General features: G+C 60.2%; 19 protein-coding genes. 11 read left to right on the top strand and 8 right to left on the bottom strand.

Features of this window, described 5'->3' with window-relative positions; genetic code table 11:
* Positions 1-121 precede the first annotated feature (121 nt).
* Together ICY20_RS17625 and ICY20_RS17620 are read right to left on the bottom strand one after the other, a co-directional pair.
* On the bottom strand, positions 122-799 hold the full coding sequence (locus ICY20_RS17625) for a GNAT family N-acetyltransferase (RefSeq protein WP_159959199.1): 678 nt from the start codon (positions 797-799) through the stop codon (positions 122-124).
* 21 nt (positions 800-820) lie between these two features.
* Complete coding sequence (locus ICY20_RS17620) at positions 821-1,729, bottom strand: LysR family transcriptional regulator (RefSeq protein ID WP_194938138.1); 909 nt, start codon at positions 1,727-1,729, stop codon at positions 821-823.
* A 113-nt stretch (positions 1,730-1,842) separates the two neighbouring features.
* On the opposite strand from ICY20_RS17620, the gene ICY20_RS17615 reads away from it, so the two are divergent.
* The 5 genes from ICY20_RS17615 to nadS all read left to right on the top strand — a co-directional run bounded on the left by ICY20_RS17615 (position 1,843) and on the right by nadS (position 7,074).
* The gene (locus ICY20_RS17615; RefSeq protein WP_194938137.1) at positions 1,843-3,057 is read left to right on the top strand and encodes an MFS transporter; all 1,215 of its coding nucleotides are present in this window, start codon (positions 1,843-1,845) and stop codon (positions 3,055-3,057) included.
* An 81-nt stretch (positions 3,058-3,138) separates the two neighbouring features.
* Positions 3,139-3,990, top strand: coding sequence for a CAP domain-containing protein (locus ICY20_RS17610; protein ID WP_159959193.1), 852 nt, complete (start codon positions 3,139-3,141; stop codon positions 3,988-3,990).
* A gap of 152 nt (positions 3,991-4,142) precedes the next feature.
* Positions 4,143-6,329, top strand: coding sequence for a hybrid sensor histidine kinase/response regulator (locus tag ICY20_RS17605; RefSeq protein WP_194938136.1), 2,187 nt, complete (start codon positions 4,143-4,145; stop codon positions 6,327-6,329).
* A 140-nt stretch (positions 6,330-6,469) separates the two neighbouring features.
* Positions 6,470-6,784, top strand: a complete 315-nt coding sequence (locus ICY20_RS17600) for a type II toxin-antitoxin system RelE/ParE family toxin (protein WP_194938135.1) — start codon at positions 6,470-6,472, stop codon at positions 6,782-6,784.
* A 2-nt stretch (positions 6,785-6,786) separates the two neighbouring features.
* On the top strand, positions 6,787-7,074 hold the full coding sequence (nadS, locus tag ICY20_RS17595) for a NadS family protein (RefSeq protein ID WP_181081085.1): 288 nt from the start codon (positions 6,787-6,789) through the stop codon (positions 7,072-7,074).
* 86 nt (positions 7,075-7,160) lie between these two features.
* Here nadS and ICY20_RS17590 read toward each other — a convergent pair whose 3' ends face one another.
* From ICY20_RS17590 to ICY20_RS17575, 4 genes are all read right to left on the bottom strand, one after another.
* Positions 7,161-8,327, bottom strand: a complete 1,167-nt coding sequence (locus ICY20_RS17590; protein WP_194938134.1) for a GGDEF domain-containing protein — start codon at positions 8,325-8,327, stop codon at positions 7,161-7,163.
* A 51-nt stretch (positions 8,328-8,378) separates the two neighbouring features.
* On the bottom strand, positions 8,379-10,616 hold the full coding sequence (gene glgB, locus ICY20_RS17585; protein ID WP_159959187.1) for a 1,4-alpha-glucan branching protein GlgB: 2,238 nt from the start codon (positions 10,614-10,616) through the stop codon (positions 8,379-8,381).
* A complete protein-coding gene (gene treS / locus ICY20_RS17580) occupies positions 10,613-13,960 on the bottom strand; it encodes a maltose alpha-D-glucosyltransferase (RefSeq protein WP_194938133.1) in 3,348 nt (1,115 codons plus the stop codon). Before treS ends, glgB begins: the two co-directional genes overlap by 4 nt.
* A gap of 155 nt (positions 13,961-14,115) precedes the next feature.
* Positions 14,116-16,104 carry an alpha-1,4-glucan--maltose-1-phosphate maltosyltransferase gene (locus tag ICY20_RS17575; RefSeq protein ID WP_194938132.1) on the bottom strand — a complete coding sequence of 663 codons (1,989 nt, stop codon included), beginning with the start codon at positions 16,102-16,104 and terminating at the stop codon, positions 14,116-14,118.
* Positions 16,105-16,308: 204 nt separating this feature from the next.
* Here ICY20_RS17575 and ICY20_RS17570 point away from each other — a divergent pair, with 204 nt between their 5' ends.
* On the top strand, positions 16,309-16,485 hold the full coding sequence (locus ICY20_RS17570) for a hypothetical protein (protein ID WP_194938131.1): 177 nt from the start codon (positions 16,309-16,311) through the stop codon (positions 16,483-16,485).
* On the opposite strand, the gene ICY20_RS17565 is transcribed toward ICY20_RS17570, so the two are convergent.
* Positions 16,469-16,954, bottom strand: coding sequence for an MgtC/SapB family protein (locus ICY20_RS17565; protein ID WP_159959181.1), 486 nt, complete (start codon positions 16,952-16,954; stop codon positions 16,469-16,471). The two genes, ICY20_RS17570 and ICY20_RS17565, sit on opposite strands and share 17 nt — an antisense overlap.
* Positions 16,955-17,073: 119 nt before the next feature.
* On the opposite strand from ICY20_RS17565, the gene ICY20_RS17560 reads away from it, so the two are divergent.
* From ICY20_RS17560 to ICY20_RS17540, 5 genes are all read left to right on the top strand, one after another.
* Positions 17,074-17,313, top strand: a complete 240-nt coding sequence (locus ICY20_RS17560) for a DUF3203 family protein (RefSeq protein ID WP_159959179.1) — start codon at positions 17,074-17,076, stop codon at positions 17,311-17,313.
* A 178-nt stretch (positions 17,314-17,491) separates the two neighbouring features.
* Entirely contained in the window at positions 17,492-18,100 is a 609-nt protein-coding gene (locus ICY20_RS17555; protein ID WP_159959177.1) for a M10 family metallopeptidase C-terminal domain-containing protein, read from the top strand.
* Between the two features lie 244 nt (positions 18,101-18,344).
* Complete coding sequence (gene ccoG / locus ICY20_RS17550; protein ID WP_194938130.1) at positions 18,345-19,754, top strand: cytochrome c oxidase accessory protein CcoG; 1,410 nt, start codon at positions 18,345-18,347, stop codon at positions 19,752-19,754.
* 161 nt (positions 19,755-19,915) lie between these two features.
* A complete protein-coding gene (gene mapR, locus ICY20_RS17545; protein WP_159959173.1) occupies positions 19,916-21,325 on the top strand; it encodes a GntR family transcriptional regulator MpaR in 1,410 nt (469 codons plus the stop codon).
* 94 nt (positions 21,326-21,419) lie between these two features.
* A complete protein-coding gene (locus ICY20_RS17540; RefSeq protein WP_228758474.1) occupies positions 21,420-21,884 on the top strand; it encodes a hypothetical protein in 465 nt (154 codons plus the stop codon).
* Between the two features lie 12 nt (positions 21,885-21,896).
* On the opposite strand, the gene ICY20_RS17535 is transcribed toward ICY20_RS17540, so the two are convergent.
* Entirely contained in the window at positions 21,897-22,643 is a 747-nt protein-coding gene (locus ICY20_RS17535; protein ID WP_159959171.1) for an SDR family oxidoreductase, read from the bottom strand.
* Positions 22,644-22,677: the final 34 nt, after the last annotated feature.

Raw genomic sequence — 22,677 nt, 5'->3', positions numbered from 1 at the left:
GATACACGCAGAGCCAAATGTGGGAGCGGGCTTGCTCGCGAAAGCGGTGTGTCAGTTGATACATGTGGTGGCTGACACGCCGCCTTCGCGAGCAAGCCCGCTCCCACATTGCGGTCGTGTTTCAGTTCCGGTTCTGTAGAAACAACTGAACCTTGCGCGCCAACTGATCCAGATGCCGATCCCGCTGCTTCTCGGCATCCACCATCGCCCGCTTGCCATGCTTTTGCAGCAGGTACGTATGAATCTGCCGCACCTCCAACGAGCTGTAGATTGGCGCAACATCCAGCACGCCCATTAGCCCGTCCGTACCGTAGTTGCGTGTGTTCATTAATACCTGGGTACCGCGCGCGCCCCGCACCTGAAAGCCCAGGGACTCGAAGGCCGGCACTTTCTCAACCGCGCACGCCAATTCGGCATGGGGATAGCGCCCCAACGCATCCTGCATCATCCCCCGTGCGACACCTTGGCGCCGATGCCCGGCTTGCACCGCCATGAACGCAACACCACAAGCTTCGGGGTCATCTTTTACCGGTAGGCACAGCATAAAACCGATGACTTTCTCAGGGTCTTCAGCGTCAGTGGCCACGACCAACTCGACCGCAATACCTTTCGCGCCATTCAACGCTTCGAGGTACAGGTGCACCTCAAAGCCGATGGCGTACTGATAGATGTTGTACAGCAGGTTGCTCGGCGGCAACGCGATGCTGCTGATGTCGGTGAGGTTGTCCACCACCATCTGCAGGACTTGCGCATTGATGGGCTCGGGGCACGGCGTGGTGTAACGGGTAAGGCTGAACATGCACATTCCTGGCGTTTCGCTTCAAGGCAGCGGCGATTGTACCTGTTGCGGCGCGCAGACCTCACGCAAACATCCGCGCAGCCAGCGATGGCCCAAGTCGGCGTCGAGCCTTGGGTGCCAGAGCATCGCGACGGTAAAGGTGGGCAACTCCAGCGGCAGCGCAAAGCTGTGCAGGCCAGCACGTTGGTGGGCGGTGTAGCGTTCGGGCACGCTGGCGATCAGGTCGGTGTGGCGGGCCAGGGCGATGGCGGTGGAGAAACCGGCGACGATGGTGCTGATATGACGGGTGAGGCCTTGGGCTTCGAGGGCATCGTCGATCTGGCCTCGGTTTTGGCCGCGTCGGGACACATAGACGTGCTGGCCTTTGGCATAGCGTTGAACGCTGACATCCCCCTGGCTGAGGGGATGACCACTGCGCACCACCCCCACCAAACGATCACGGAACAGCGCCTGGGTCAGCACTTCGGGGCTGCTCGCAAGGTCGACCACGCCGGTTTCAAGGTCGACGCTGCCTTCACGCAACAGGGTGCTGTCCTTGTCGGTCTTGTTCACAAAACGCAGGCGCACACCAGGGGCGTGCTGGGCGATACGGGCGAGCAACGCCGGGCCGAAGTTTTCGACGAACTCTTCGCTGGTGCGCAAGGTGAACGTCCGTTGCACCTGGGCCATGTCCAAAAATTGAGCGGGGCGCAGCACTGCGTGGGCCTCCTGCACCAGGCGCCCGACCTGCTCGCGCAACGCCAGCGCGCGCGGGGTGGGCACCAAGCCCCTGCCGGCGCGGACCAACAATGGATCGCCGGTGGTCTCACGCAAGCGCGCCAAGGCGCGGCTCATCGCCGACGGGCTCAAGTGCAGGCGCTGAGCGGCACGGGCGACGCTGCCTTCGGTGAGCAGCACATCCAGGGTGATCAATAAGTTGAGATCCGGCATTGGCACTCCTCATCAGGCGTTGTATGCAGTTATTTACTGCATACCCTGCGTCTTCCGCCATGTTAGATGACGCCGTAGATTTGTGACAGTTGCTTTCACCCAAGGAATGCCTCATGTCGAACTCTTCACGCGGCGCGCTGGTCAGCTTAAGCCTCTCGATGTTGCTGGCCGCTCTGGGCACCAGCATCGCCAACGTCGGCCTGCCCAGCCTTGCACAGGCGTTTGGTGCATCGTTCCATGCCGTGCAGTGGGTGGTGCTCGCGTATTTGCTGGCGATCACAGCGGTGATCTTGAGTGCGGGCCGCTTGGGCGACCGATTCGGGCGGCGGCGCTTATTGCTCCTCGGCTTGCTGCTGTTCGCCCTGGCCTGCGGGCTCTGTGGCGTCGCACCGCGCCTTGACTGGCTGATTGGCGCCCGCATCCTGCAAGGCCTCGGTGCGGCGATCATGATGGCCATGGCGCTTGCCATGGTGGGCGACACGGTAGCCCCGGAGCGCACGGGCCGGGTGATGGGCCTGCTGGGCACGATGTCTGCCGTCGGCACGGCCATGGGGCCGAGTGTAGGGGGCGTGTTGTTGGCGCTATGGGGCTGGCGCTCGCTATTTATGGTCGGCGTGCCGCTGGGGCTACTGGCTGCCGCCCTCGCCTATCGTTATGTGCCCAGCGACCGGGCACACACATCGGTATCCGCCATGCTGAGCTTGCGTACGGCATGGCATGACCGGCCGTTGCGCGCCGGTTTGGTAATGAGCGCGCTGATTGCTGCCGTCATCATGGCCACCTTTGTGGTGGGGCCGTTTTATCTGTCCCATGGCCTGGGGCTCGACCCCGCGCAGATGGGCCTGGCCATGGCGGTCGGCCCCTGCGTTGCGGCGATCAGCGGCGTGCCAGCGGGCTACCTCACCGACCGCCTCGGCAGCCAGCGCATGAGCCTGGCGGGCCTGGGCCTGCTGTTTTGCGGCGCCGTGCTGCTGTCGTTGGTCTCGGGGCTGTTGGCATACCTCGGCGCACTGGTGATTCTGACCGGCGGTTACAGCCTGTTCCAGGCCGCCAACAATACCGCCGTGATGAGCGATGTGCCGGCCGCGCGCCGTGGCACGGTGTCTGGCTTGCTGAACCTGTCACGCAACCTGGGCCTGATTGCCGGCACCTCAGGGCTGGGCGCCGTGTTCGCCTGGGCGACCCCGGATGTAACCCGCGCTGCCGGGCAATCCGTGGCCCATGGTTTGCACGTCACGTTCGCCACTGCGGCAGGCCTGATCATCACCGCAGCCGCGATGGCATGTTGCCGCATCCCTGCCATGAACACGGGCCATAACGCCCGTTGAGGCAAAAAAACAAAAAAGGCGTTGCGCAAGACTGGGTTACATCGCGCATCATGGGCACTTTCAAGCTCAAGGGTAACGTCCATGCGCGTGCTGTCATTGATGATGAGCCTGACGACGCTGGCCGCCACTACGGTGTTCTGCGCCAGCGCGATGGCGAATGAAGAAAGTCAGTTAGTACAACAGATCAACGAATACCGCAGCCAGGTACAACGCTGCGGTGACCAGGGCTCCCAGGAGCTGCCACCGCTGGCCAGCGATACACGCTTGGTGCTGCCGGCGACTAACGTCGGCGACCTGCAGCAGTCACTGGCCCGTGCGGCGTACCCGATGGTCAACGTGCAGGCCATCAGCCTGTCGGGGCCCAAGGATGCTCAAGCCGCGATGAAAGCCGTGCGCGAGAGTTTTTGCCGCGTGGTGCTTGACCCGCAATTTGTCGATATCGGCGTGAGCAACAGCGGCCAGGACTGGCGCATCGTGCTCGCCCGCCCCTTGCTGTCCAGCGGCCTGGGCGACTGGCAGACCGAAGGCAAGCAACTGCTCAACCTGATCAACGCCGCCCGCGAACAATCGCGCCAGTGCGGCACCCAGTCTTTCACCGCAACCACCCCGTTGTCGTGGAACGAAGAACTGGCCGGCGCCGCCAACAGTCACACGCGCAACATGGCCAACGGCAACTTCTTTGACCATCTGGACCACGACGGCCGTACCCCCGGCGACCGCGCTGAACTGGCCGGGTATATCGCAAAAAATATCGGTGAAAACATCGCCGCCGGCCTGGACACCCCCCGCAAGGTCGTCGACGGCTGGCTCGCCAGCCCCGGCCATTGCGCCAACCTTATGAATCCGCAATTTCGCGAGCTGGGTGCGGCCTACGCCATGGACCCAAAAAGCGATGCAGGGATTTATTGGACGGGGGTTTTCGGCACCCAATAATCGCATTTGCGGATCTATTCATTTGGATAGAGCATCAAATTGCCATCTCGTGGATAATTGCGCTGAACTGCCAGCCGCCATTCCGGTCTGTAGCTTGATGGGCTGCCAGTTCGGGCAGTTGAAACGACTGTGGTAAACAAGGTGTTCTCCCAATGATGAATTGGCTGCAAAGCAGCAGCGACATGGCTGAGCGGGTTCGCCAGCATGATTGGGCCAGTACGCCCCTCGGCCCGTTGGAACAATGGCCCGATGTGCTCAAGACCACCGTGGCACTGTGCTTTGCCTCTAGCTTCCCCCAAGCCATCGTTTGGGGGCCTAAGCTGACCATGCTCTACAACGACGCATTCCTGACGATTCTGGGGGACAAACCCTATGCACTCGGGCGTTCGTTCAGCGAGGTATGGCGCGAAGTCTGGAGCGAAGTCGGCCCAATCGCCAATGCCGCGTTCGAAGGGCATGCCACCTATGTCGAGAACTACCCGCTGCTGATTGAACGCGGCGCCGGCCTCGAACAGGCCTATTTCACCTTTTGCTACAGCCCTATCCGCGACCCTCAGGGCCACGTCGTGGGCATGCTGGACACCGTTACCGAAACCACCGCAACCGTCTTCCTGAACCGCCGCCTGGCCGTGCTGGATGCGGTAGGCAGCGCCGTGGTCAATGCCACCGACGCCGAAAGCATCATGTCCACCACCACGCGCCTGCTGGCCGAACACCTGCAGGTATCCAATTGCGCGTATGCCGACGTGGACGCCGATCAAGACGGCTTCACCATTCGCGGCAACTGGGCTGCGCCCGGCTCGCCGAGTATTGTCGGGCGCTACAGCCTGGCATCCTTCGGTGCAAGGGCTGTCCAGCAACTGCGCGCCGGCGAACCGTTGGTGGTGCAGGATAATCGCATCGAGTTTTCGCCCCGGGACGCTGCCAGTTACCAAGCACTGGGCGCATTGGCCACGGCGTGTTTCCCGCTGATCAAGGAGGGCCGCCTTACCGCCTTGATGGCCGTGCATGATAAAGCCGCGCGAATCTGGTCGCCCTACGACCTGGCGCTGGTGGGCGAAGTTACCGAGCGGTCCTGGGCACATATCGAGCGTGTCCGCGCTGATGCCGCCGTACGCGAAGGCCTGGCGGCGTTTACCGAGCTAAACGCCACCCTGGAGCAACGGGTAGAAGAACGCACCACGGCCTTGAGCCAGGCCGAAGCCGCGTTGCGCCAGTCCCAGAAACTGGAAGCCATCGGCCAGTTGACTGGAGGCGTGGCTCACGACTTCAACAACCTGCTGACCATCATTCGCTCCTCTGTAGACTTCCTGCGCAAACCGGACTTATCCGAAGAGCGCCGCCACCGTTATATGGGCGCAGTCTCCGACACCGTCGAGCGCGCCAGCAAGCTCACCAGCCAACTGCTCGCCTTCGCCCGCCGCCAGCCACTGAACCCGGAAGTCTTCGACGCAGGCCAGCGTGTGCAGACCATCGGCGAGATGCTTGAAAGTGTCACGGGGGCGCGTATTCAAGTGCAGGTGCAATTGCCCGAACACCCCAGCCATGTGCGCGTCGACGCCAGCCAGTTCGAGACCGCCCTGATCAACATCGCCCTCAATGCACGCGACGCAATGGTCGGCCAAGGCACCCTGACCCTGAGTGTCACCACGGTAGATGCCTTGCCGCGCATCCGTGGCGATGCCGGGGCCCTCAAGCCGTACGTGGCCATTGCACTTGCCGACACCGGCAGCGGCATCGACGCCGATGCATTCGAGCGCATTTTCGAGCCTTTTTTCACCACCAAGGCGGTTGGCAAAGGTACCGGGCTTGGGTTGTCCCAAGTGTTCGGGTTTGCCAAACAGTCCGGCGGCAACGTCGAAGTCACCAGCACCCTGGGTCAGGGCACGGTATTTACCCTGTACCTGCCGCAAGTGGCGTCCGAGGCGCCGCCGCAGTGCGCGCCCGTGCAGGATCACGGCCCACACCCGGACACCGCCTTGCGCCATGTCCTCATCGTCGAAGACAACCTGGAAGTGGGTCGCTTCGCCAATCAAATCCTGCAGGACCTGGGCTACCAAACCACCTGGGCCACCGATGCCGAGCAGGCACTGGCCCTGGCCGGCCCGCAGGCGCAAGTATTCGATGGGATCTTTTCGGATGTGATGATGCCCGGCATCACCGGCGTAGCCATGGCCAAACTGCTGCGTGAGCGGCGCCCGGACTTGCCGGTGGTGCTCACCTCCGGCTACAGCGAAGAGTTGGCCGACAGCGGCTATGAAGGGTTTGAATTCCTGCCCAAGCCCTACTCGGCCGATCAGGTGGCGCGGGCGCTGGCCAAGGCCATGTGCAAGGACTGAGCCGCATAAAAGGCCGTCGTAGAGCATGTAGGCCTATTTGCGCAGAAGGCCAAACAAAATAGGGTTACAACCCACCGGATGTACGCAGGGGCGCTTGGGATTAGAATTGCCGCGAACTAAGCCATTGGCGTACATTAGCGATGATTTTCATTGAAACTCCCACCTTTACGCGCAGAGTAAAGGAATTAATTGATGACGATGCCTACACCCGATTTCAACACGCCCTGATGCTACACCCCTGCGCAGGTGATCTGATCGAGGGCACAGGCGGCATTCGCAAGATACGAATTGCAGCGAAGGGGCATGGCAAGCAAGGCGGGGGTAGAGTGATCTATTACCACTTCGTATCGATGTCACAGATTATTCTGTTGATGATCTACCCGAAAAATGAACAGCACGACCTTACCAGCGACGAACGCAAGGCGTTGAAGGCTGCAATCGAACACTGGAGATAACCATGAGCAAATTTTTTGATGAACTGATGGGAAGCGTGCAGGAGATGAACGAGATACTGCGCGGCGAACGCCAGCCTTCCCGTGAATTCCACGTTGATGCGTTACAAGTTAAAGAAATTCGCAAAGCGACAGGTTTAACGCAAGCCAAGTTCGCCGCCCTGATTGATGTACAGCTCGGTACGTTGCGCAATTGGGAGCAAGGACGGCGCGAGCCTACGGGTCCGGCCAAAGCGCTGCTTAAAGCGATTCACAATGATCCAGTACACGTGTTGAATGCATTGGCCGGCTGAGACGGTATTCTGCAAAAAGCCCCTGAAGGGTGTAACCACTTCAGGGGCTTTTTCGTATTCAATAACCGTAGATCCATTGGGCAACCCTACTCCGCCACCGCCACCTGATTGCGGCCTTGAGCCTTGGCACGGTACAGCGCCTTGTCGGCGGTGTTCATCAAGCCGTGCAGGTCTTGGTCCTGTGAATGGGTGGAGGCCACACCCAGGCTGGCCGTCAGGCCATGCACCGGCTCGGCGGCCAGGCCCGAAATCGCTTTGATCAACTGCTCGGCAATATCCCGGGCGGTTTCCAGCGAGGTATTAGGCAGTAACACCGCAAACTCCTCGCCGCCCAGGCGGCCATATACATCGGCGTGTCGGAACGATGCGCTGATCACCCCGCCAATCTGGCGCAACACTTGGTCGCCGGCTTGGTGGCCATAGGTGTCGTTGATGTCTTTGAAGTGGTCCATGTCCAGCATCAGCGCACACAGCGGCTGGCCGTTATGGCGGCATTGGGCATACAGCAGCTGAGCATGTTCGAAGAATGCACGGCGATTCATCAGGCCGGTAAGTTCATCGGTCTGCGCGGCACGGTTAGAGATGGTGTGGGCCCTTTCCATCTGGCGAGTCAGGCGAAAGGCTTTTTCCAGGGCATCCGACAGTTTGCGTGTAGCACTGACCACGAAGGTGGAAAACACCAAAACCGCGATGGCCACGCCGACCTGCATTGATGAAGGCTGAAACAGCAGCCACACCGTGCAAGGCAGCAACACCAGGCCCATAGACCCCAGTGTCATATAGCGATAAGCCGAATAACACGACACTGCGCTTACCGACATCCCCACCGTAAACAGCATGACCAGCGCCTGGGACAGCCGATCGTCAGTGGGCATGAGTGCCAATGCACCAAACCCCCAGATTCCGGCCGAAACCATCAGCGTGACCCAGTAGCGCCGCTCCCAACGATCAGGCGTACGTTCTACGCCGGGGCAGCGAAACCAAGCCATGAACATCTGGAGACGCACCAGGGTAGACACCGCCAGCGCCACCAGCCAGATCAGGATGACCTGATGGTCAAACCGGTCCCAGCACAACCAGCACAGCATGATGGCGCCCAGGTAGCTGCCGAAAATCGCCGCAAACGATTGACGAAACAACTGGTGCAAACGGTCGGTTCGCACCTGCTCTTCGATAAACCAATCCTGGTCCTGCTCACGCCCAAGGCCATTCATGAGATCCGCCTGATTCTGTTGCCACGACAAAGGTGCCATTGTGGCACCCTGCCAGCAGCGCGGACAACAGAATCCCGCACGGCAGAGCCTTTAAAGCGATTCCGGGCGCAGAATGAGCACGCCCAGCGGCGGCAAATTCAGCGACAACGACACCGGCTGGCCATGGCGTGGCTCATCCTGGGTGAACACTTCACCGCCGTTGCCATAGTTGGAACCGGCATAGGTGTCCGCATCGCTGTTAATCACCTCGCTCCAACGCCCGGCAAACGGCACGCCGACCGCATAGGCTTCGCGGGGCACCGGGGTGAAGTTGGCCACTACCAGCACCGGCTTGCCGTCCTTGCTCCAGCGCAGCCAGGCGTAGACGCTATTGATCGCGTCGTCGCCGATCAACCACTGGAAGCCTTGGGGGGCGTCGTCCTGCTCATGCAGGGCGGGTTCCTCGCGATAGAGACGGTTGAGATCACCCACCAGCTTCTGCACGCCCTTGTGTTCGGCGTACTGCAACAGGTACCAGTCCAGTTGCTGGTCGTGGTTCCACTCACGCCACTGGCCGAATTCGCAGCCCATAAACAGCAATTTCTTACCCGGATGCATCCACATAAACGCCAGGTAGGCCCGCAGGTTGGCAAATTTCTGCCAACGGTCGCCGGGCATCTTGTCGATAAGCGAGTGTTTGCCGTGTACCACCTCATCGTGGGAAATCGGCAGGATAAAACGCTCGGACCAGGCATACACCAGGCCAAAACTCAGCTCGTTGTGATGATGGGCGCGGTACACCGGGTCTTGCTGGATGTAATGCAGCGAGTCATGCATCCAGCCCATGTTCCACTTGTAATTGAAGCCCAGGCCGCCCTGTTGGGTCGGCTGGCTAACGCCGGGCCAGGCGGTGGATTCTTCGGCGATCACCAGTGCGCCCGGTGCTTCGAGCGCCACTACGTCGTTAAGGTGGCGCAGAAAGTCGATGGCTTCGAGGTTTTCACGACCGCCATGGCGGTTGGGTACCCACTCGCCGGCCTTGCGCGAATAGTCGCGGTAGAGCATTGAGGCGACCGCATCCACCCGCAGGCCATCAATATGGAAGTGCTTCAACCAGTGCAACGCCGATGCCAGCATAAAGCCATGCACTTCGGTACGGCCCAGGTTGTAGATCAGCGTGTCCCAATCCTGGTGAAAGCCTTCCAGCGGGTTGGCGTACTCGTACAGCGCGGTGCCGTCGAACTGCGCCAGGCCGTGGGTATCGGTGGGAAAATGCGCCGGTACCCAGTCAAGAATCACGCCGATATCGGCGCGATGCAGGGCATCGATAAAGTAGGCAAAGTCTTCGGGCGAACCAAACCGGGCGGTCGGGGCGAATTGTGACAGCGCCTGATAGCCCCATGAGCCGCCGAAGGGGTGCTCCATGATCGGCATCAGCTCAACGTGGGTGAAGCCCAGTTGCTGCACATAAGGCACCAGCCGCTCGGCCAGCTCACGCCAGTTGTATTGGCGCGCCACTTCGCCCGCCTCGTCCAACTCGCATTGCCACGAGCCCACATGCAGCTCATAGATCGACAACGGTGCCGAGGTCTTCTGCTTCTCGACCCGCGACTGCATCCATTGGTGGTCTTGCCAATCCACCTTAAGGGGCTCGGCGACTTTTGACGCAGTGTCCGGCGGCAGCTGGGTGGCCAACGCCATTGGGTCAGCCTTGAGCGGCAAGATGCCGTTGGCACCCAGGATCTCGTACTTGTAGGCTGCACCTGCCTGTAAGCGTGGGATAAACAGCTCCCACACCCCAGACGGATGGCGCAGGCGCATCGGGTGACGGCGACCATCCCAGATATTGAAGTCGCCCACCACCGAAACGCGGCGGGCATTCGGCGCCCAGACCGCAAAGCGCACACCCTGCACCCCATCGACGCTAGTCACCTGGGCACCGAGGCAACTGCTGAGGTCACGGTGATTGCCTTCGGCAAACAGGTAGAGGTCCATTTCTCCCAGCAACAGTTGCTGGAAGCTGTAAGGGTCTTCGGTGATTTGCTCACCGCCGGCCCATTGGATCTTGAGCAGATACGGCTGCTGATGATTGAAGTGCCCAACGAACAGCCCCGGCACCTGAGTGGCGTCCAGGCTGCCGATCTGCTCGCCGCTATCGCGCGCCAGCACTTGCACACTCAGCGCTTCTGGCAGGAATGCGCGGATAAACTGCCCACCTTGTTCATCCTGGTGAGGCCCGAGAATCGAGAACGGGTCAGGGTGTTCAGCGCGTACCAACGCCTCGACATCCTTGGATGCTGGCAATGCTGTCAACTTCGGTTGCAGCGGTTCTTTATGTGTAAAGCTCATGACGTCTCCCCACCGCGTGCAGTCTTCGATATAGGTGCAATCCCGCTCAACAAACCGTGCAACCCTTGCAGGGGCACCGGCAGCCAAGTCGGGCGATTTTCCGCTTCGTAAGCCACTTCATACGCGGCCTTCTCCAGGCTGAACAACGTCAGCGCTGCGTCCTGGCCTTTGGCATCCTGCCAGTCATGCGCCAGTGTAGACGTAGCTGCCTGATAAGCCTGGATAAATGCCTGGCGTGCTTCGTTCAGGTAACGGTCGGTCACGCGCTTGCGCGCCTGGGCAGCTTCGGGCGAGTGATCCACCCCTTGCACATTCAGGGCCATGGCCGCCGCGTAATCAAAAGAACGCAGCACGCCGCTCACATCTTTATACGGGCTGTGCTTGCCGCGCCGTTCACGCAGTGGGCGCGCCGGCTCGCCTTCAAAGTCGATCAGGTAGGCATCACCTTTCACCACCAGTACCTGGCCCAAATGCAGATCCCCGTGAACCCGAATGCGCAGCCCACCTGCCGTGGCTTTCGCCAGGGACTGCACATGCAGGGCGATGGCTTTTTTCTGCGCCAGCAAATCACTGACCAGCGCCTGATCGCCAGGGTTCAACTGAGTTTGATTGAGCTTGAGCAATTGCAAGGCGCGGTCGAGCTGGGCGCCCACGTCCTTGGCCCAGGCCTGGGTGTCCTTGGCGGTAGTGATTTCGGGGTTGAAGTCCTTGTCGCTGGTTTTCGCCCCCAGCACTACATGCATCTCGCCCAGGCGTTGGCCCAACAAACCGGCGAAATCTTTGAGCTCACCGAGGGCGTTGTAGTGTTGCTCCTGTTCGGACATGGCCTCGGCCAACTCATCACGAATCGCCCGTTCCAGACTGTTTTGCGTCCAGGCCCAGGCGTCACCTTGGTTACTCAGGTAGCCTTGGGCGATCATCAACAGGTTGTCCTCGCCTGCCCCGTCGCGGCGAATCATCGAACCCAGCAGCGGTGAGATATTCGGGTAGCCTGCGGCGGTCAGGTAGGCACTCATTTCCAGTTCCGGGTGTACGCCGCTGGCGACTTTACGGATCAACTTGAGCACCAGGCTTTCGCCGACCACCACCGAGCTGTTGGATTGCTCGGCAGACAGGTAGCGCACTTCAGACTGATCGGTAAGCTGCAACTTGGCCAAATGCGGCGTGGCTTCGAAACGCAGATCACCTTCGGGGGTGTCCAACACGGTACCCGCTTGCAGCCCTTGGATGACCGCGCGGATAAAGTGCTCAAGGCTGAACGCATCCGTCACCAGGCCGACCTGACGCACCCGGCGCACACGGGCCAAGGCGAGTTGCTGGGGCAAGGCGCTGGTGAACTGGTCTTCCCCCAAAAAGCCAAACGGCAATTGATAACGGCTCACTTGCCCGCCACTGGTGACGTCGATTTCACTGAGCAGCACCGGGTGCTGCGCATCGCCAAAGCGCACGCCGTAGGCGATGTGTACGGTGTCGATGGCGGTATCTTTGCCGGCAAACCAGCGACGATTGGGTAACCAAGCGGGTAGCGAGGTCTGCTCCAGGGTGGTGCGGCTGGGTTCTTCGAGCAACTCTTCCATGCGCTTTTTCAGTACCAGGGTGGTGAAATCCGGGATGCTTTGCGCCGGTTCCACATGCCAGCTGGGCATTTGGTTTTCCGCCGCCAACACGAACCAATAGAAACCATAGGGCGCCAGTGTCAGCAGGAAATTCAACTGACCAATGGGTGGGAAAGCGTTGCCCCCCAACATTTCCACGGGGACCATGCCGGCAAACGCCGACAGGTCCAGTTCAGCCGCTTGCGCGCTGCGCGACACGTTAGCCACGCACAGGATGATCTCGGTACGCCCATCCTCCCCGGTGAATTCGCGGGTGTACGCCAGGATGCGCCGGTTGCTCGGCGACAGCATTTTCAAGCTGCCGCGACCAAACGCCTTGGACTGCTTGCGCACCGCCAGCATGCGCCGGGTCCAGTTGAGCAGCGAATGGGGGTCTTGGGTCTGGGTTTCGACGTTGACCGACTGATAGCCGTATTGCGGGTCCATGATCGGCGGCAACACCAGGCTGGCCGGGTCGGCGCGGGAGAAACCGCCGTTGCGGTCGATGGACCATTGCATCGGCGTACGCACGCCATCGCGGTCGCCAAGGTAGATATTGTCGCCCATGCCGATTTCATCGCCGTAATACAGGGTCGGCGTGCCCGGCATCGACAGCAGCAGGCTGTTGAGCAGCTCTACACGACGACGGTCGCGCTCCATCAGCGGCGCCAGACGACGGCGAATGCCGAGGTTGATGCGCGCACGGCGGTCGGCGGCGTAGTAGTTCCACAGGTAGTCACGTTCTTTATCGGTGACCATCTCCAGGGTCAGCTCATCGTGGTTGCGCAGGAAGATCGCCCACTGGCAATTGGCCGGGATCTCCGGGGTCTGGCGCAAGATATCGGTGATCGGGAAGCGATCCTCCTGGGCCAATGCCATATACATGCGCGGCATCAGCGGGAAATGGAAGGCCATATGGCATTCATCGCCGTCATCGCCCTTTTTGTCACCGAAATACAGTTGGGTGTCTTCAGGCCACTGGTTGGCTTCGGCCAACAGCATGCGGTCGGGGTAATGGGCATCGATTTCGGCGCGGATCTGTTTAAGAACGTCGTGGGTTTCCGGCAGGTTTTCGTTGTTGGTGCCGTCACGCTCGATCAGGTAAGGAATGGCGTCGAGGCGCAGGCCATCGATCCCCATGTCCAGCCAATAGCGCATCACCGAAAGCACCGCTTTCATCACTTGGGGGTTATCGAAATTCAGGTCCGGCTGGTGGGAATAGAACCGGTGCCAGAAGTATTGGCCGGCCACCGGGTCCCAGGTCCAGTTGGACTTCTCGGTGTCGAGGAAGATGATGCGGGTGCCGTCGTATTTCTGGTCGTCATCAGACCACACGTAAAAGTCCCGCGCCGCCGAACCCGGCTTGGCCTTACGCGCCCGCTGAAACCACGGGTGCTGGTCGGAGGTGTGGTTGATCACAAGCTCAGTAATCACCCGCAAGCCACGCTTGTGGGCCTCGGCGATAAAGCGCTTGGCGTCGGCCATGGTCCCGTAGTCGCTGTGCACGCCCCGGTATTCGGCGATGTCGTAACCGTCATCACGGCGTGGCGAAGGGTAAAACGGCAGCAGCCAGATTGTGTTTACACCCAGGTCGGCGATGTAGTCGAGTTTGGCGATCAGGCCGGGAAAATCGCCGATCCCGTCGTTGTTGGAGTCGAAATAGGATTTGACGTGAACTTGGTAAATCACCGCGTCCTTGTACCAGAGCGGGTCTTTGATGAAGGTGGCTGGGGTGGGTTTCTTCGCCATTGGAAACTCCTGGAAATGCTGTAAAACCGCCTGAATGACCGCGGTTTAAATGTGGGAGCTGGCTTGCCTGCGATGGCGGTACTTCAGCCAACACCGCAGGCACTGACAGGCCGCTATCGCAGGCAAGCCAGCTCCCACAGTTGATCTCACGAGACTTACGAAAGGGTGATGCGCCAAATACCAAACGGCATCTGCGGCTCCAGCCGCATCCACTGGGTCTTGCCATACCAGGTCCAGCGATGGCCGTTCATCAAGTCTTCACCCTGAGTCTGCGCATCATCCGGCAGGCCCAATTCCCACAGCGGCAGTTCAAAGTTCCCTTCCTGGGCGTTGTAGGGGTCGAGGTTCACCGCGATCAAAACAAAGTTGCTGCCATCCTCACTGCGCTTGCCGAAGTACAGGATGTTGTCGTTCCACACGGTGTAGAGCTTCAACCCCAGATGGGTCTGCAAGGCCGGGTTTTGCCGGCGGATGCGGTTGAGCTGGGCGATCTCAGCGATGATGTTGCCCGGCGCGGTAAAGTCGCGGACGCGAATCTGGTACTTCTCCGAATCCAGGTATTCCTCCTTGCCCGGCACCGGCGCGGCTTCGCACAGTTCATACCCCGAATACATGCCCCACAGGCCCGAGCCCATGGTGGCCAATGCCGCACGAATCAAGAAACCGGGACGGCCGGACTCATGCAAAAAGCCAGGGTTGATGTCCGGCGTGTTGACGAAGAAGTTCGGCCGGAAGCATTCACGCAACGGTGATTCATTCAACTGGGTGAAGTATTCGCTCAGCTCGGCCTTGGTGTTGCGCCAGGTGAAGTAGGTGTAACTCTGGGAATACCCAACCTTGCCCAGGCGCGCCATCATGGCCGGGGTGGTGAAGGCTTCGGCGAGGAAGATCACATCCGGGTGCTTGGCCCGCACATCGCTGATCAACCATTGCCAGAACGGCAGCGGCTTGGTGTGAGGGTTGTCCACACGAAAGGTCTTCACGCCCTCTTCTACCCAGCCCACTACTACATCGCGCAGCTCGGTCCACAGACTGGGGATCGCATCCGCCGCGTAGAAGTCGACGTTGACGATGTCCTGGTATTTTTTCGGCGGGTTCTCGGCGTATTTAATCGTGCCGTCCGGGCGCCAGTTGAACCAGCCGGGGTGTTGCTTGAGCCACGGGTGGTCCTGGGAGCACTGGATGGCGAAGTCCAGGGCGATTTCCAGGCCATGGTCGGCGGCGGCCTTGACCAGGCGCCGGAAGTCGTCGCGACTGCCCAATTGCGGGTGAATCGCCTCATGGCCGCCGTCTTCGCTGCCAATCGCGTACGGGCTGCCCGGGTCATCAGGCCCGGCGGTCAGGGAATTATTGGGGCCTTTGCGATGGCTACGCCCGATCGGATGGATCGGCGGGAAGTACAGCACGTCGAAGCCCATGTCATGGATCATCGGCAAGCGCGCGTGCACATCATTGAAGGTGCCGTGGCGCGCTGGGTCGTCGGTGATCGAGCGCGGAAACAGCTCGTACCAGCTGGCAAACAGCGCAGCCTCGCGCTCCACGTCAATCGGGTACACGGTACTGACGCTTAAATACGCACGGTGATCGGCCTGGGTCATCAAGTGCGCACTGTCTTCGTGCAAAAATTGCGCGACCTGTTCGGTTTCCAACAGGCCAGACAGTTCGTGATGCAGCAGCATCAGGCGGTCACGCAGTTCGTTGTCACTGCGCTCGGCGGCCTGCAGCACCAGGCTGCGGCCTTCCTGCAGCTCCAGGCTCACCGGCACACCGGCCTCGTGCTTCTTGCGCAGTTCATAACAGAAGCTGGCGAAGGTATCGATCCAGGCTTCGATGCAATACTCGTGAGGGCCTACGACTGCGACGGTAAACGCACCCTCCCAACCATTGTTGCCCACGTCAGTCATCACCACGCTGTGCCAGCTCTCGTCCGACAGCGGGCGCCAGCGAATCAGTACGGCGAGCTTGTCATGGCCGTCGGCGAAAACCTTGCTGGTGACGTTGACGCGCTGGCCCACCACGGCTTTTACGGCGAATTCGCCGCCGTCAATCACGGGGGTGGTGCTTTCGATGGCGATCCTGGGCAGCAACAAGGCCTGGGACAACGGTAACAAGGATTCATCTGGAGTCAGTGTTTCAGCAGTCATCGAGCATCTTCCCCTTACGCCCTATGGACGCTCTTTGCTTGATCCGAATTCTGATACGACGCCGCTCTCCCTGAGCAAGGCCGTCATAGGTCCGAGCCCGGGCCCTCGCTAAAAGTTCAGGTGGATGTACCGCCATTGGGCGGGGAATCAATTTGCCCCGGCGGGTGTCCACCGATAGAGCAAAGCACAAAGGAGGCCATACCGATGAATATCCCGATCCCAGCGCAAACGCCCGACCCGAATATCGACAACCCCACCTTGCCGCCCACGGAACCCAAACCCATTCCAGAGGAGGAACCGCAGGTCAATCCACCGCCGCCCGTTCAAGAACCGCCCACGACCATGCCACCGGTGATTGTCAGCCCTACTCAAAACGCTTGACGATTTTCGGCATCACGCTGAACACCGCCAACGCCAACAAGGTACTCAAGACCGCTGTCGATTCACGGCCCAAGCCGGCCGACACCCCGATCGCAGCGGTCATCCACAACCCGGCGGCGGTGGTCAGCCCTTTGACGTGACCCTCTTCATCATCCTTGCCCTTGATGATGGTGCCGGCGCCCAGAAAGCCGATCCCCGCAATCACCCCCTGCACCACGCGGCTCATGGCATCGGCCTGATTGCCCGACATTTGCGGCACCATCACAAACAGCGCGGCCCCAATGGCAACCAACATATGGGTACGCACACCGGCAGCCTTGCCCTTGCTCTCACGCTCAAAACCAAGAATGCCGCCCAGTAAGGCGGCGATCAGCAGCCGTACGGTGATTTGGGTCAACTGCTTGGCATCACCGATATCGGCGAACTCGGCTTGCAGGGTTTGCCACACTTCATGCCACCAGGCGTCCATGGAAGCTGTCCTTTATAAGAGTTGTTAAGAGATGGACAGCGCCGACCGCCAGTCAGTTGCGTGGAACCGGCGGTGACGCGCGAGCCCTAACATACACAGCCCATGAAAAGGAGATCGTCATGACCGTACGTATCGAAAACCACCTGTGCTACTTCAAACTCGATGAGGACGGCCAGGAACAAAGCCTGCCCGCTACGCGGGTCAACGTCATGACCGACAATGACAAAGCAATGTCCTTTGTCGAGTTGGCCGGCCAGCGGATCTACATCACCGAGGCCGAAGCCGATGCGCTCACCGTTGAGGGTGCTACGGATGGACGCAACCATGTAAAGGCCGAGGAGCCCGGCTCACTGATCTGACCGGTATATGCCCGCAGTGCGTGCTTAATACCGCGTACCAATACCGATGCTTCCTACTCAATCACAAGGGGAAAGCTGATACGGCCATCGAACAGAGCGTGCTGATATTGACCGTGCATGGAGAGCCACTTGAGGGCGATGGAAGAAGCTCTCAACCCCATTTTTCACGAGGTATATCATGCCGGCTTCCCTCTACCAGCCAACGCTCGACACGCCAATGCACCCAACACCGCATCGGGTCAGCCCCACTGCCCCGCCATCGCCGTTGATGACCGATGCACAAGCACTGGAGGCGCTGCTCCATTCCCCTCCCGATCAAGCCCGCACGCCCAAACAACCCGATGCCAACGCTGCGTTGCCCACCTTAAAGGCCGCATTGGAACAGGCGTCCGCGCGCTTCAATATTGCTACCGAGGTTAGAAAAGCCAACGAAGCACTTCAGTATGCCCACCCCGATGACTGGGCCAGGCGCCGTAGCGAGCCCATTAGCGAACAAGCCCCTAATGTCTACAGTTTTCTTGGCACCCACGAGTCCACCCTTGATTCACCCGTCGAAATCAGGGGGTTCGTACACGGCCGGGACAAGCTGGACGTATCACGGATACGCAAACAGCTGAACAAGAAGCTCCTGTGGGTCAATCAGTTATCCGGCCGTGCCGGCGAAATGCAGTTGAAATATTCGCCGATCCACGATGCCAGTGTTCTCGTCATCTCCGGCAACCAGGGAGAGCCTGCATTTGTCGCAAAGGTGTTCGGCAAATTGAAGGAAACCGATCTAGTGACATGACCGGCCGTCAAATCGACGGGCGCCCACGCAGGGCGGTAGCGAGCCTGATTTGGCGATTTGTATGATCTGTATCAACTGCGTTCGAATCGGGCTGCACCTCAAGCAATGCGAGGTGCAACATATTGTCGCACAGCTCATTTACGCCCCATCTGCTCCGCTTTTTATCGCAATACCTGAGTCTGTAATGCAAACAGTGCTACGCGCATAGTTCAGCGGCCTGATGGAGGCTGATGAGCGAACGACCATGAGCGAACGAATCCCAACCGTGGAAACCTTTGTGCCGACACACCCAAAGAAGGTGACGGCCAAATCCAGTGACAACCTGATTCATACGCGCAGTTTTACCGGCGTGTTCCGCACCTTGCGCGTCGCCGGTGCGGGCTTTCTGTTTTTGGCCTTTTTCGGCACCGTGTGGCTCAACTGGGGTGGGCGCCAGGCCGTTTTGTGGGATCTGGCAGAAAGCAAATTCCATATTTTTGGTGCAACCTTCTGGCCGCAGGATTTCATCTTGCTGTCGGCGCTGTTGATCATCTGCGCCTTTGGCCTGTTTGCGATCACCGTCTTTGCTGGTCGCGTGTGGTGCGGCTACACCTGCCCACAAAGCTCGTTCACCTGGCTGTTTATGTGGTGCGAAAAAGTCACCGAAGGCGAGCGTAACCAGCGCATCAAATTGCAAGCGGCGCCGTGGAGCCTGAACAAACTGGCGCGGCGCTCGGCCAAGCACACGCTGTGGCTGGGGATCAGCGTGCTGACGGGCTTGACGTTCGTGGGCTATTTCACGCCTATCCGGCCACTGGCCGCTGAACTGCTGACCTGGCAAATGGGCGGCGTGAGCCTGTTCTGGGTGCTGTTTTTCACCGCGGCCACCTACCTCAACGCCGGTTGGCTGCGCGAAGCGGTGTGCATGCACATGTGCCCTTATGCGCGGTTCCAGAGCGTGATGTTTGACAAGGACACCCTGACCATTTCCTACGATGCTGCCCGTGGCGAAAGCCGTGGCCCGCGCAAGCGTGAGGTCAAGCCCGCCGACGTCGGGCTGGGGGACTGCATCGATTGCCAGCTGTGCGTGCAGGTGTGCCCTACTGGCATCGATATCCGCGACGGCCTGCAAATGGAGTGCATCGGCTGCGCGGCCTGTATCGACGCCTGTGATTCAATCATGGACAAAATGGGCTACCCGCGTGGGTTGGTGAGCTATACCAGCGAACATCAACTGCAAGGCGGCAAAACCCACCTGCTGCGGCCGCGCCTGATCGGCTACAGTGCCGTGCTGGTGGTGATGATCGCTGCGTTGGTGGTGGCCCTTGTGGAGCGGCCGATGGTATCGCTGGACGTGACCAAGGACCGAGGCATGTTCCGCGAAAATGCCCAGGGCTTGATCGAAAACATCTACAGCCTCAAGGTCATCAACAAGACCCAGCAGCGCCAGGACTACCGCATTGAATTGGTGGACGCGCCAGGTTTCCAGCTACAGGGCAAGACCCAAATCAGCCTGGCACCAGGGGAAATCAGCGATGTGCCGGTGTCGGTGGCGCTGCTGGCAGACAAGCCGGCGAGCAGCTCGCAGACCCTGCGCTTCAAGGTGTCGGATGTGGATGAACCGTGGGTGTATAGCGCGGCGGATAGTCGCTTTGTGGCGCCGCTGAATCGCTGAAGCCACAGTATTGAACAGTATGAAGATCCAATGTGGGAGGGGGCTTGCCCCCGATGGCAGAGGGTCAGTGAAGGATGTACCTGCTGACCCACTGCCATCGGGGGCAAGCCCCCTCCCACATTGGGATCTGTGCCCATCTGAAAAATTTGTTTAAGGCCAACATGAAACGCTACGAAAAATTCGCCGAAGACATCGCAGAGCTGATTCGCTCAGGCGTACTCGGCCCCGGCGAGCGCGTGCCGTCGGTGCGCTATGCCAGCCAGACCTACGGCGTCAGCCCGTCCACGGTGTTTCAGGCGTACTACCTGCTGGAGCGTCGCGGCTTGATCCGCGCGCGGCCGCGCTCGGGCTACTTCGTCAACACCCATGCGCCGAGTCCGTTTTCCGAGCCGGCGGTGAGTGAACAGGTGCATGAGTCCACCGAAGTGGATGTCAGCGAGCTGGTGTTCTCGGTACTCGACTCCATCAAAGACCCGAACACCGTGCCCTTCGGCTCGGCGTTCCCCAGCCCCATGTTGTTCCCTCTGCCGCGCCTGGCGCGCTCGCTCGCCAGTGCTGGCCGTGCGATGGACCCGCGTTTGGTGGTCACCGACATGTCGCCGGGCAACCCGCACCTGCGGCGGCAGATCGCCCTGCGCTACATGGTCGGTGGGCTGATGCTGCCGATGGAAGAACTGCTGATCACCAACGGCGCACTCGAAGCGCTGAACCTGTGCCTGCAAGCCGTCACCGAGCCGGGCGACCTGGTGGCCATTGAAGCCCCGGCGTTTTACGCCTGCCTGCAAGTGCTGGAACGCCTGAAGCTCAAGGCGGTGGAAATCCCCGTGCACCCACGCGATGGCATCGACCTGGGCGCGTTGGCGCAAACGCTGGAACGCTACCCGATCAAAGCCTGCTGGACCATGACCAGCTTTCAGAACCCCATGGGTGCGACCCTGCCGGAAGCCAAGAAACAAGCGCTGGTGGAGCTATTGCGCAGCCACCAGGTGCCCTTGATCGAAGACGATGTATACGCCGAGCTGTATTACGGCCAACACGCGCCCAAACCGGCCAAGGCCTTCGACACAGAAGGCCTGGTGATGCACTGCGGCTCGTTTGCCAAGAGCCTGGCGCCCGGTTATCGCGTCGGCTGGGTGGCGGCCGGGCGCTTTGCGCAAAAAGTCGAACGTTTGAAGCTGATGACCTCACTGTGCCCGTCAATGCCCGCCCAGGCAGCGATTGCCGACTACCTGCAACACGGTGGTTATGACCGACATCTGCGCAAGTTGCGCTATGCACTGGAAGAGCAGCAAAGCGCCATGCTGGCCGCGATTGCCCGTTACTTCCCGGCACAGACACGGGTCAGCCAACCGGCCGGTGGCTACTTCCTGTGGCTGGAGTTGCCGGAGCAAACGGACTCGCTGAAGGTGTTCCAGATGGCGCTGGCCCAGGGCATCAGCATTGCGCCGGGGCCGATCTTCTCGGCGACCCAACGCTTCAGAAACTGCATTCGCTTGAACTATGGCAGCCCGTGGACAGAAGCCTCGGAGCAGGCGATGGAAACGTTGGGGCGGATCGTGCGGTCGTTTTAAGTCGGAACCGAACGCGAGGGTAAACCACATAGGGTGGCGCACTCTTTACACATCCAAGAGTGCCGATTTCCGAGTTCAACCTTGAGGCGCCTCCATGATCTTCGCTAACTCAATCAGCCTGACGCAACTGCCTATCCCACCCAACTACATGCGTGCACACGAACAGAGTCAAGTACGAACGATGACGGCGCCCATGGGGCGCCCCGCTGACGACCAGCGCACAGCAGACAGAATCATCGAAGAAAGCCCTGTGGTTAGGCGCTTCCTGGAAAGTCGCGATCATTACCAAGTTGGGGATGATCTCAAGATGCAGGTTGGGGACTGGAGCACAGCGAACCCGAACCCTATTGCCAGGGCCAACGCAGCCTATGATCTAAGCAAGGTACTGCGATTCATAGACAATCTGGACGACCGCCGCTTGAACGGGAGTCATAGCCGTAACGGAAAAATCGACGGTTTCTACAACGACGGCTACAGCATCGTCGAAAAATCAGAAGCCAGCGTGCTCGGTGCGTTTTCCCTCAAAGGCTATGAGGTGTTGCGCCATCAGCCCACCTGACGAAGTGAATGTTTAGCGACCGCCGCCCAAGTCCAGAAAAGTCCCCGTGGCATACGACGCCTTATCCGACAACAACCAGATAATCGCCTCTGCCACCTCATCCGGGCGCCCGCCCCGTGCCATGGGGATGCCCGACTCCAGCTTGCTGACCCGGTCCGGATCACCGCTCAACGCATGGAAATCCGTGAAGATGTAGCCAGGCCGCACGGCATTCACGCGTATGCCCTCGCCCGCCACTTCTTTGGACAAGCCCAGGGTGAAGGTATCGAGCGCACCTTTGGAGGCGGCATAGTCAACGTACTCACCCGGCGAGCCCAGGCGCGCCGCCACCGACGATACATTGACGATACTGCCGCCCTGCCCGCCATGCCTTGGCGACATGCGCAGCACCGCATGCTTGGCACACAGGATCGGCCCCAACACGTTGGTCTTCATGATTTTGAGGATGCGGAACTCGGACATCTCGTCCACCCGCGATTTGTGCCCCACGGTGCCGGCGTTGTTGACCAGCGCGGTAACACGGCCCAGCTCGGCGTCGACGCGGCTGAACAGCGCGATCACTTCATCTTCGATGCTCACGTCCGCCCGCACTGAAATGGCCTGTGCACCCAACGCGCGAACCTGTTCAAGTATGCGCTGGGCAGCCTCCTCGTCGGACTGGTAATTGATGCAGATGCGATAGCCCTGGCGTGCGGCCAGCAATGCCGTCTCGGCGCCAATCCCACGACTGCCCCCGGTGATAAGGACGACTTTGTCCATGCGTGCGGTCTCCTGATTCAACCTGATGTTTACG

Origin of the sequence: Pseudomonas pisciculturae (assembly GCF_015461805.1) — a bacterium.
GTDB lineage: Bacteria > Pseudomonadota > Gammaproteobacteria > Pseudomonadales > Pseudomonadaceae > Aquipseudomonas > Aquipseudomonas pisciculturae.
This window is presented reverse-complemented; position numbering and strand designations above follow the sequence as displayed.

Coding starts and splice junctions, on each gene's coding strand:
- ICY20_RS17625 (WP_159959199.1), bottom strand. CDS start 799: ATGTTCAGCCTTACCCGTTACACCACGCCGTGCCCCGAGCCCATCAAT.
- ICY20_RS17620 (WP_194938138.1), bottom strand. CDS start 1,729: ATGCCGGATCTCAACTTATTGATCACCCTGGATGTGCTGCTCACCGAA.
- ICY20_RS17615 (WP_194938137.1), top strand. CDS start 1,843: ATGTCGAACTCTTCACGCGGCGCGCTGGTCAGCTTAAGCCTCTCGATG.
- ICY20_RS17610 (WP_159959193.1), top strand. CDS start 3,139: ATGCGCGTGCTGTCATTGATGATGAGCCTGACGACGCTGGCCGCCACT.
- ICY20_RS17605 (WP_194938136.1), top strand. CDS start 4,143: ATGATGAATTGGCTGCAAAGCAGCAGCGACATGGCTGAGCGGGTTCGC.
- ICY20_RS17600 (WP_194938135.1), top strand. CDS start 6,470: ATGATTTTCATTGAAACTCCCACCTTTACGCGCAGAGTAAAGGAATTA.
- nadS (WP_181081085.1), top strand. CDS start 6,787: ATGAGCAAATTTTTTGATGAACTGATGGGAAGCGTGCAGGAGATGAAC.
- ICY20_RS17590 (WP_194938134.1), bottom strand. CDS start 8,327: ATGGCACCTTTGTCGTGGCAACAGAATCAGGCGGATCTCATGAATGGC.
- glgB (WP_159959187.1), bottom strand. CDS start 10,616: ATGAGCTTTACACATAAAGAACCGCTGCAACCGAAGTTGACAGCATTG.
- treS (WP_194938133.1), bottom strand. CDS start 13,960: ATGGCGAAGAAACCCACCCCAGCCACCTTCATCAAAGACCCGCTCTGG.
- ICY20_RS17575 (WP_194938132.1), bottom strand. CDS start 16,104: ATGACTGCTGAAACACTGACTCCAGATGAATCCTTGTTACCGTTGTCC.
- ICY20_RS17570 (WP_194938131.1), top strand. CDS start 16,309: ATGAATATCCCGATCCCAGCGCAAACGCCCGACCCGAATATCGACAAC.
- ICY20_RS17565 (WP_159959181.1), bottom strand. CDS start 16,954: ATGGACGCCTGGTGGCATGAAGTGTGGCAAACCCTGCAAGCCGAGTTC.
- ICY20_RS17560 (WP_159959179.1), top strand. CDS start 17,074: ATGACCGTACGTATCGAAAACCACCTGTGCTACTTCAAACTCGATGAG.
- ICY20_RS17555 (WP_159959177.1), top strand. CDS start 17,492: ATGCCGGCTTCCCTCTACCAGCCAACGCTCGACACGCCAATGCACCCA.
- ccoG (WP_194938130.1), top strand. CDS start 18,345: ATGAGCGAACGAATCCCAACCGTGGAAACCTTTGTGCCGACACACCCA.
- mapR (WP_159959173.1), top strand. CDS start 19,916: ATGAAACGCTACGAAAAATTCGCCGAAGACATCGCAGAGCTGATTCGC.
- ICY20_RS17540 (WP_228758474.1), top strand. CDS start 21,420: ATGATCTTCGCTAACTCAATCAGCCTGACGCAACTGCCTATCCCACCC.
- ICY20_RS17535 (WP_159959171.1), bottom strand. CDS start 22,643: ATGGACAAAGTCGTCCTTATCACCGGGGGCAGTCGTGGGATTGGCGCC.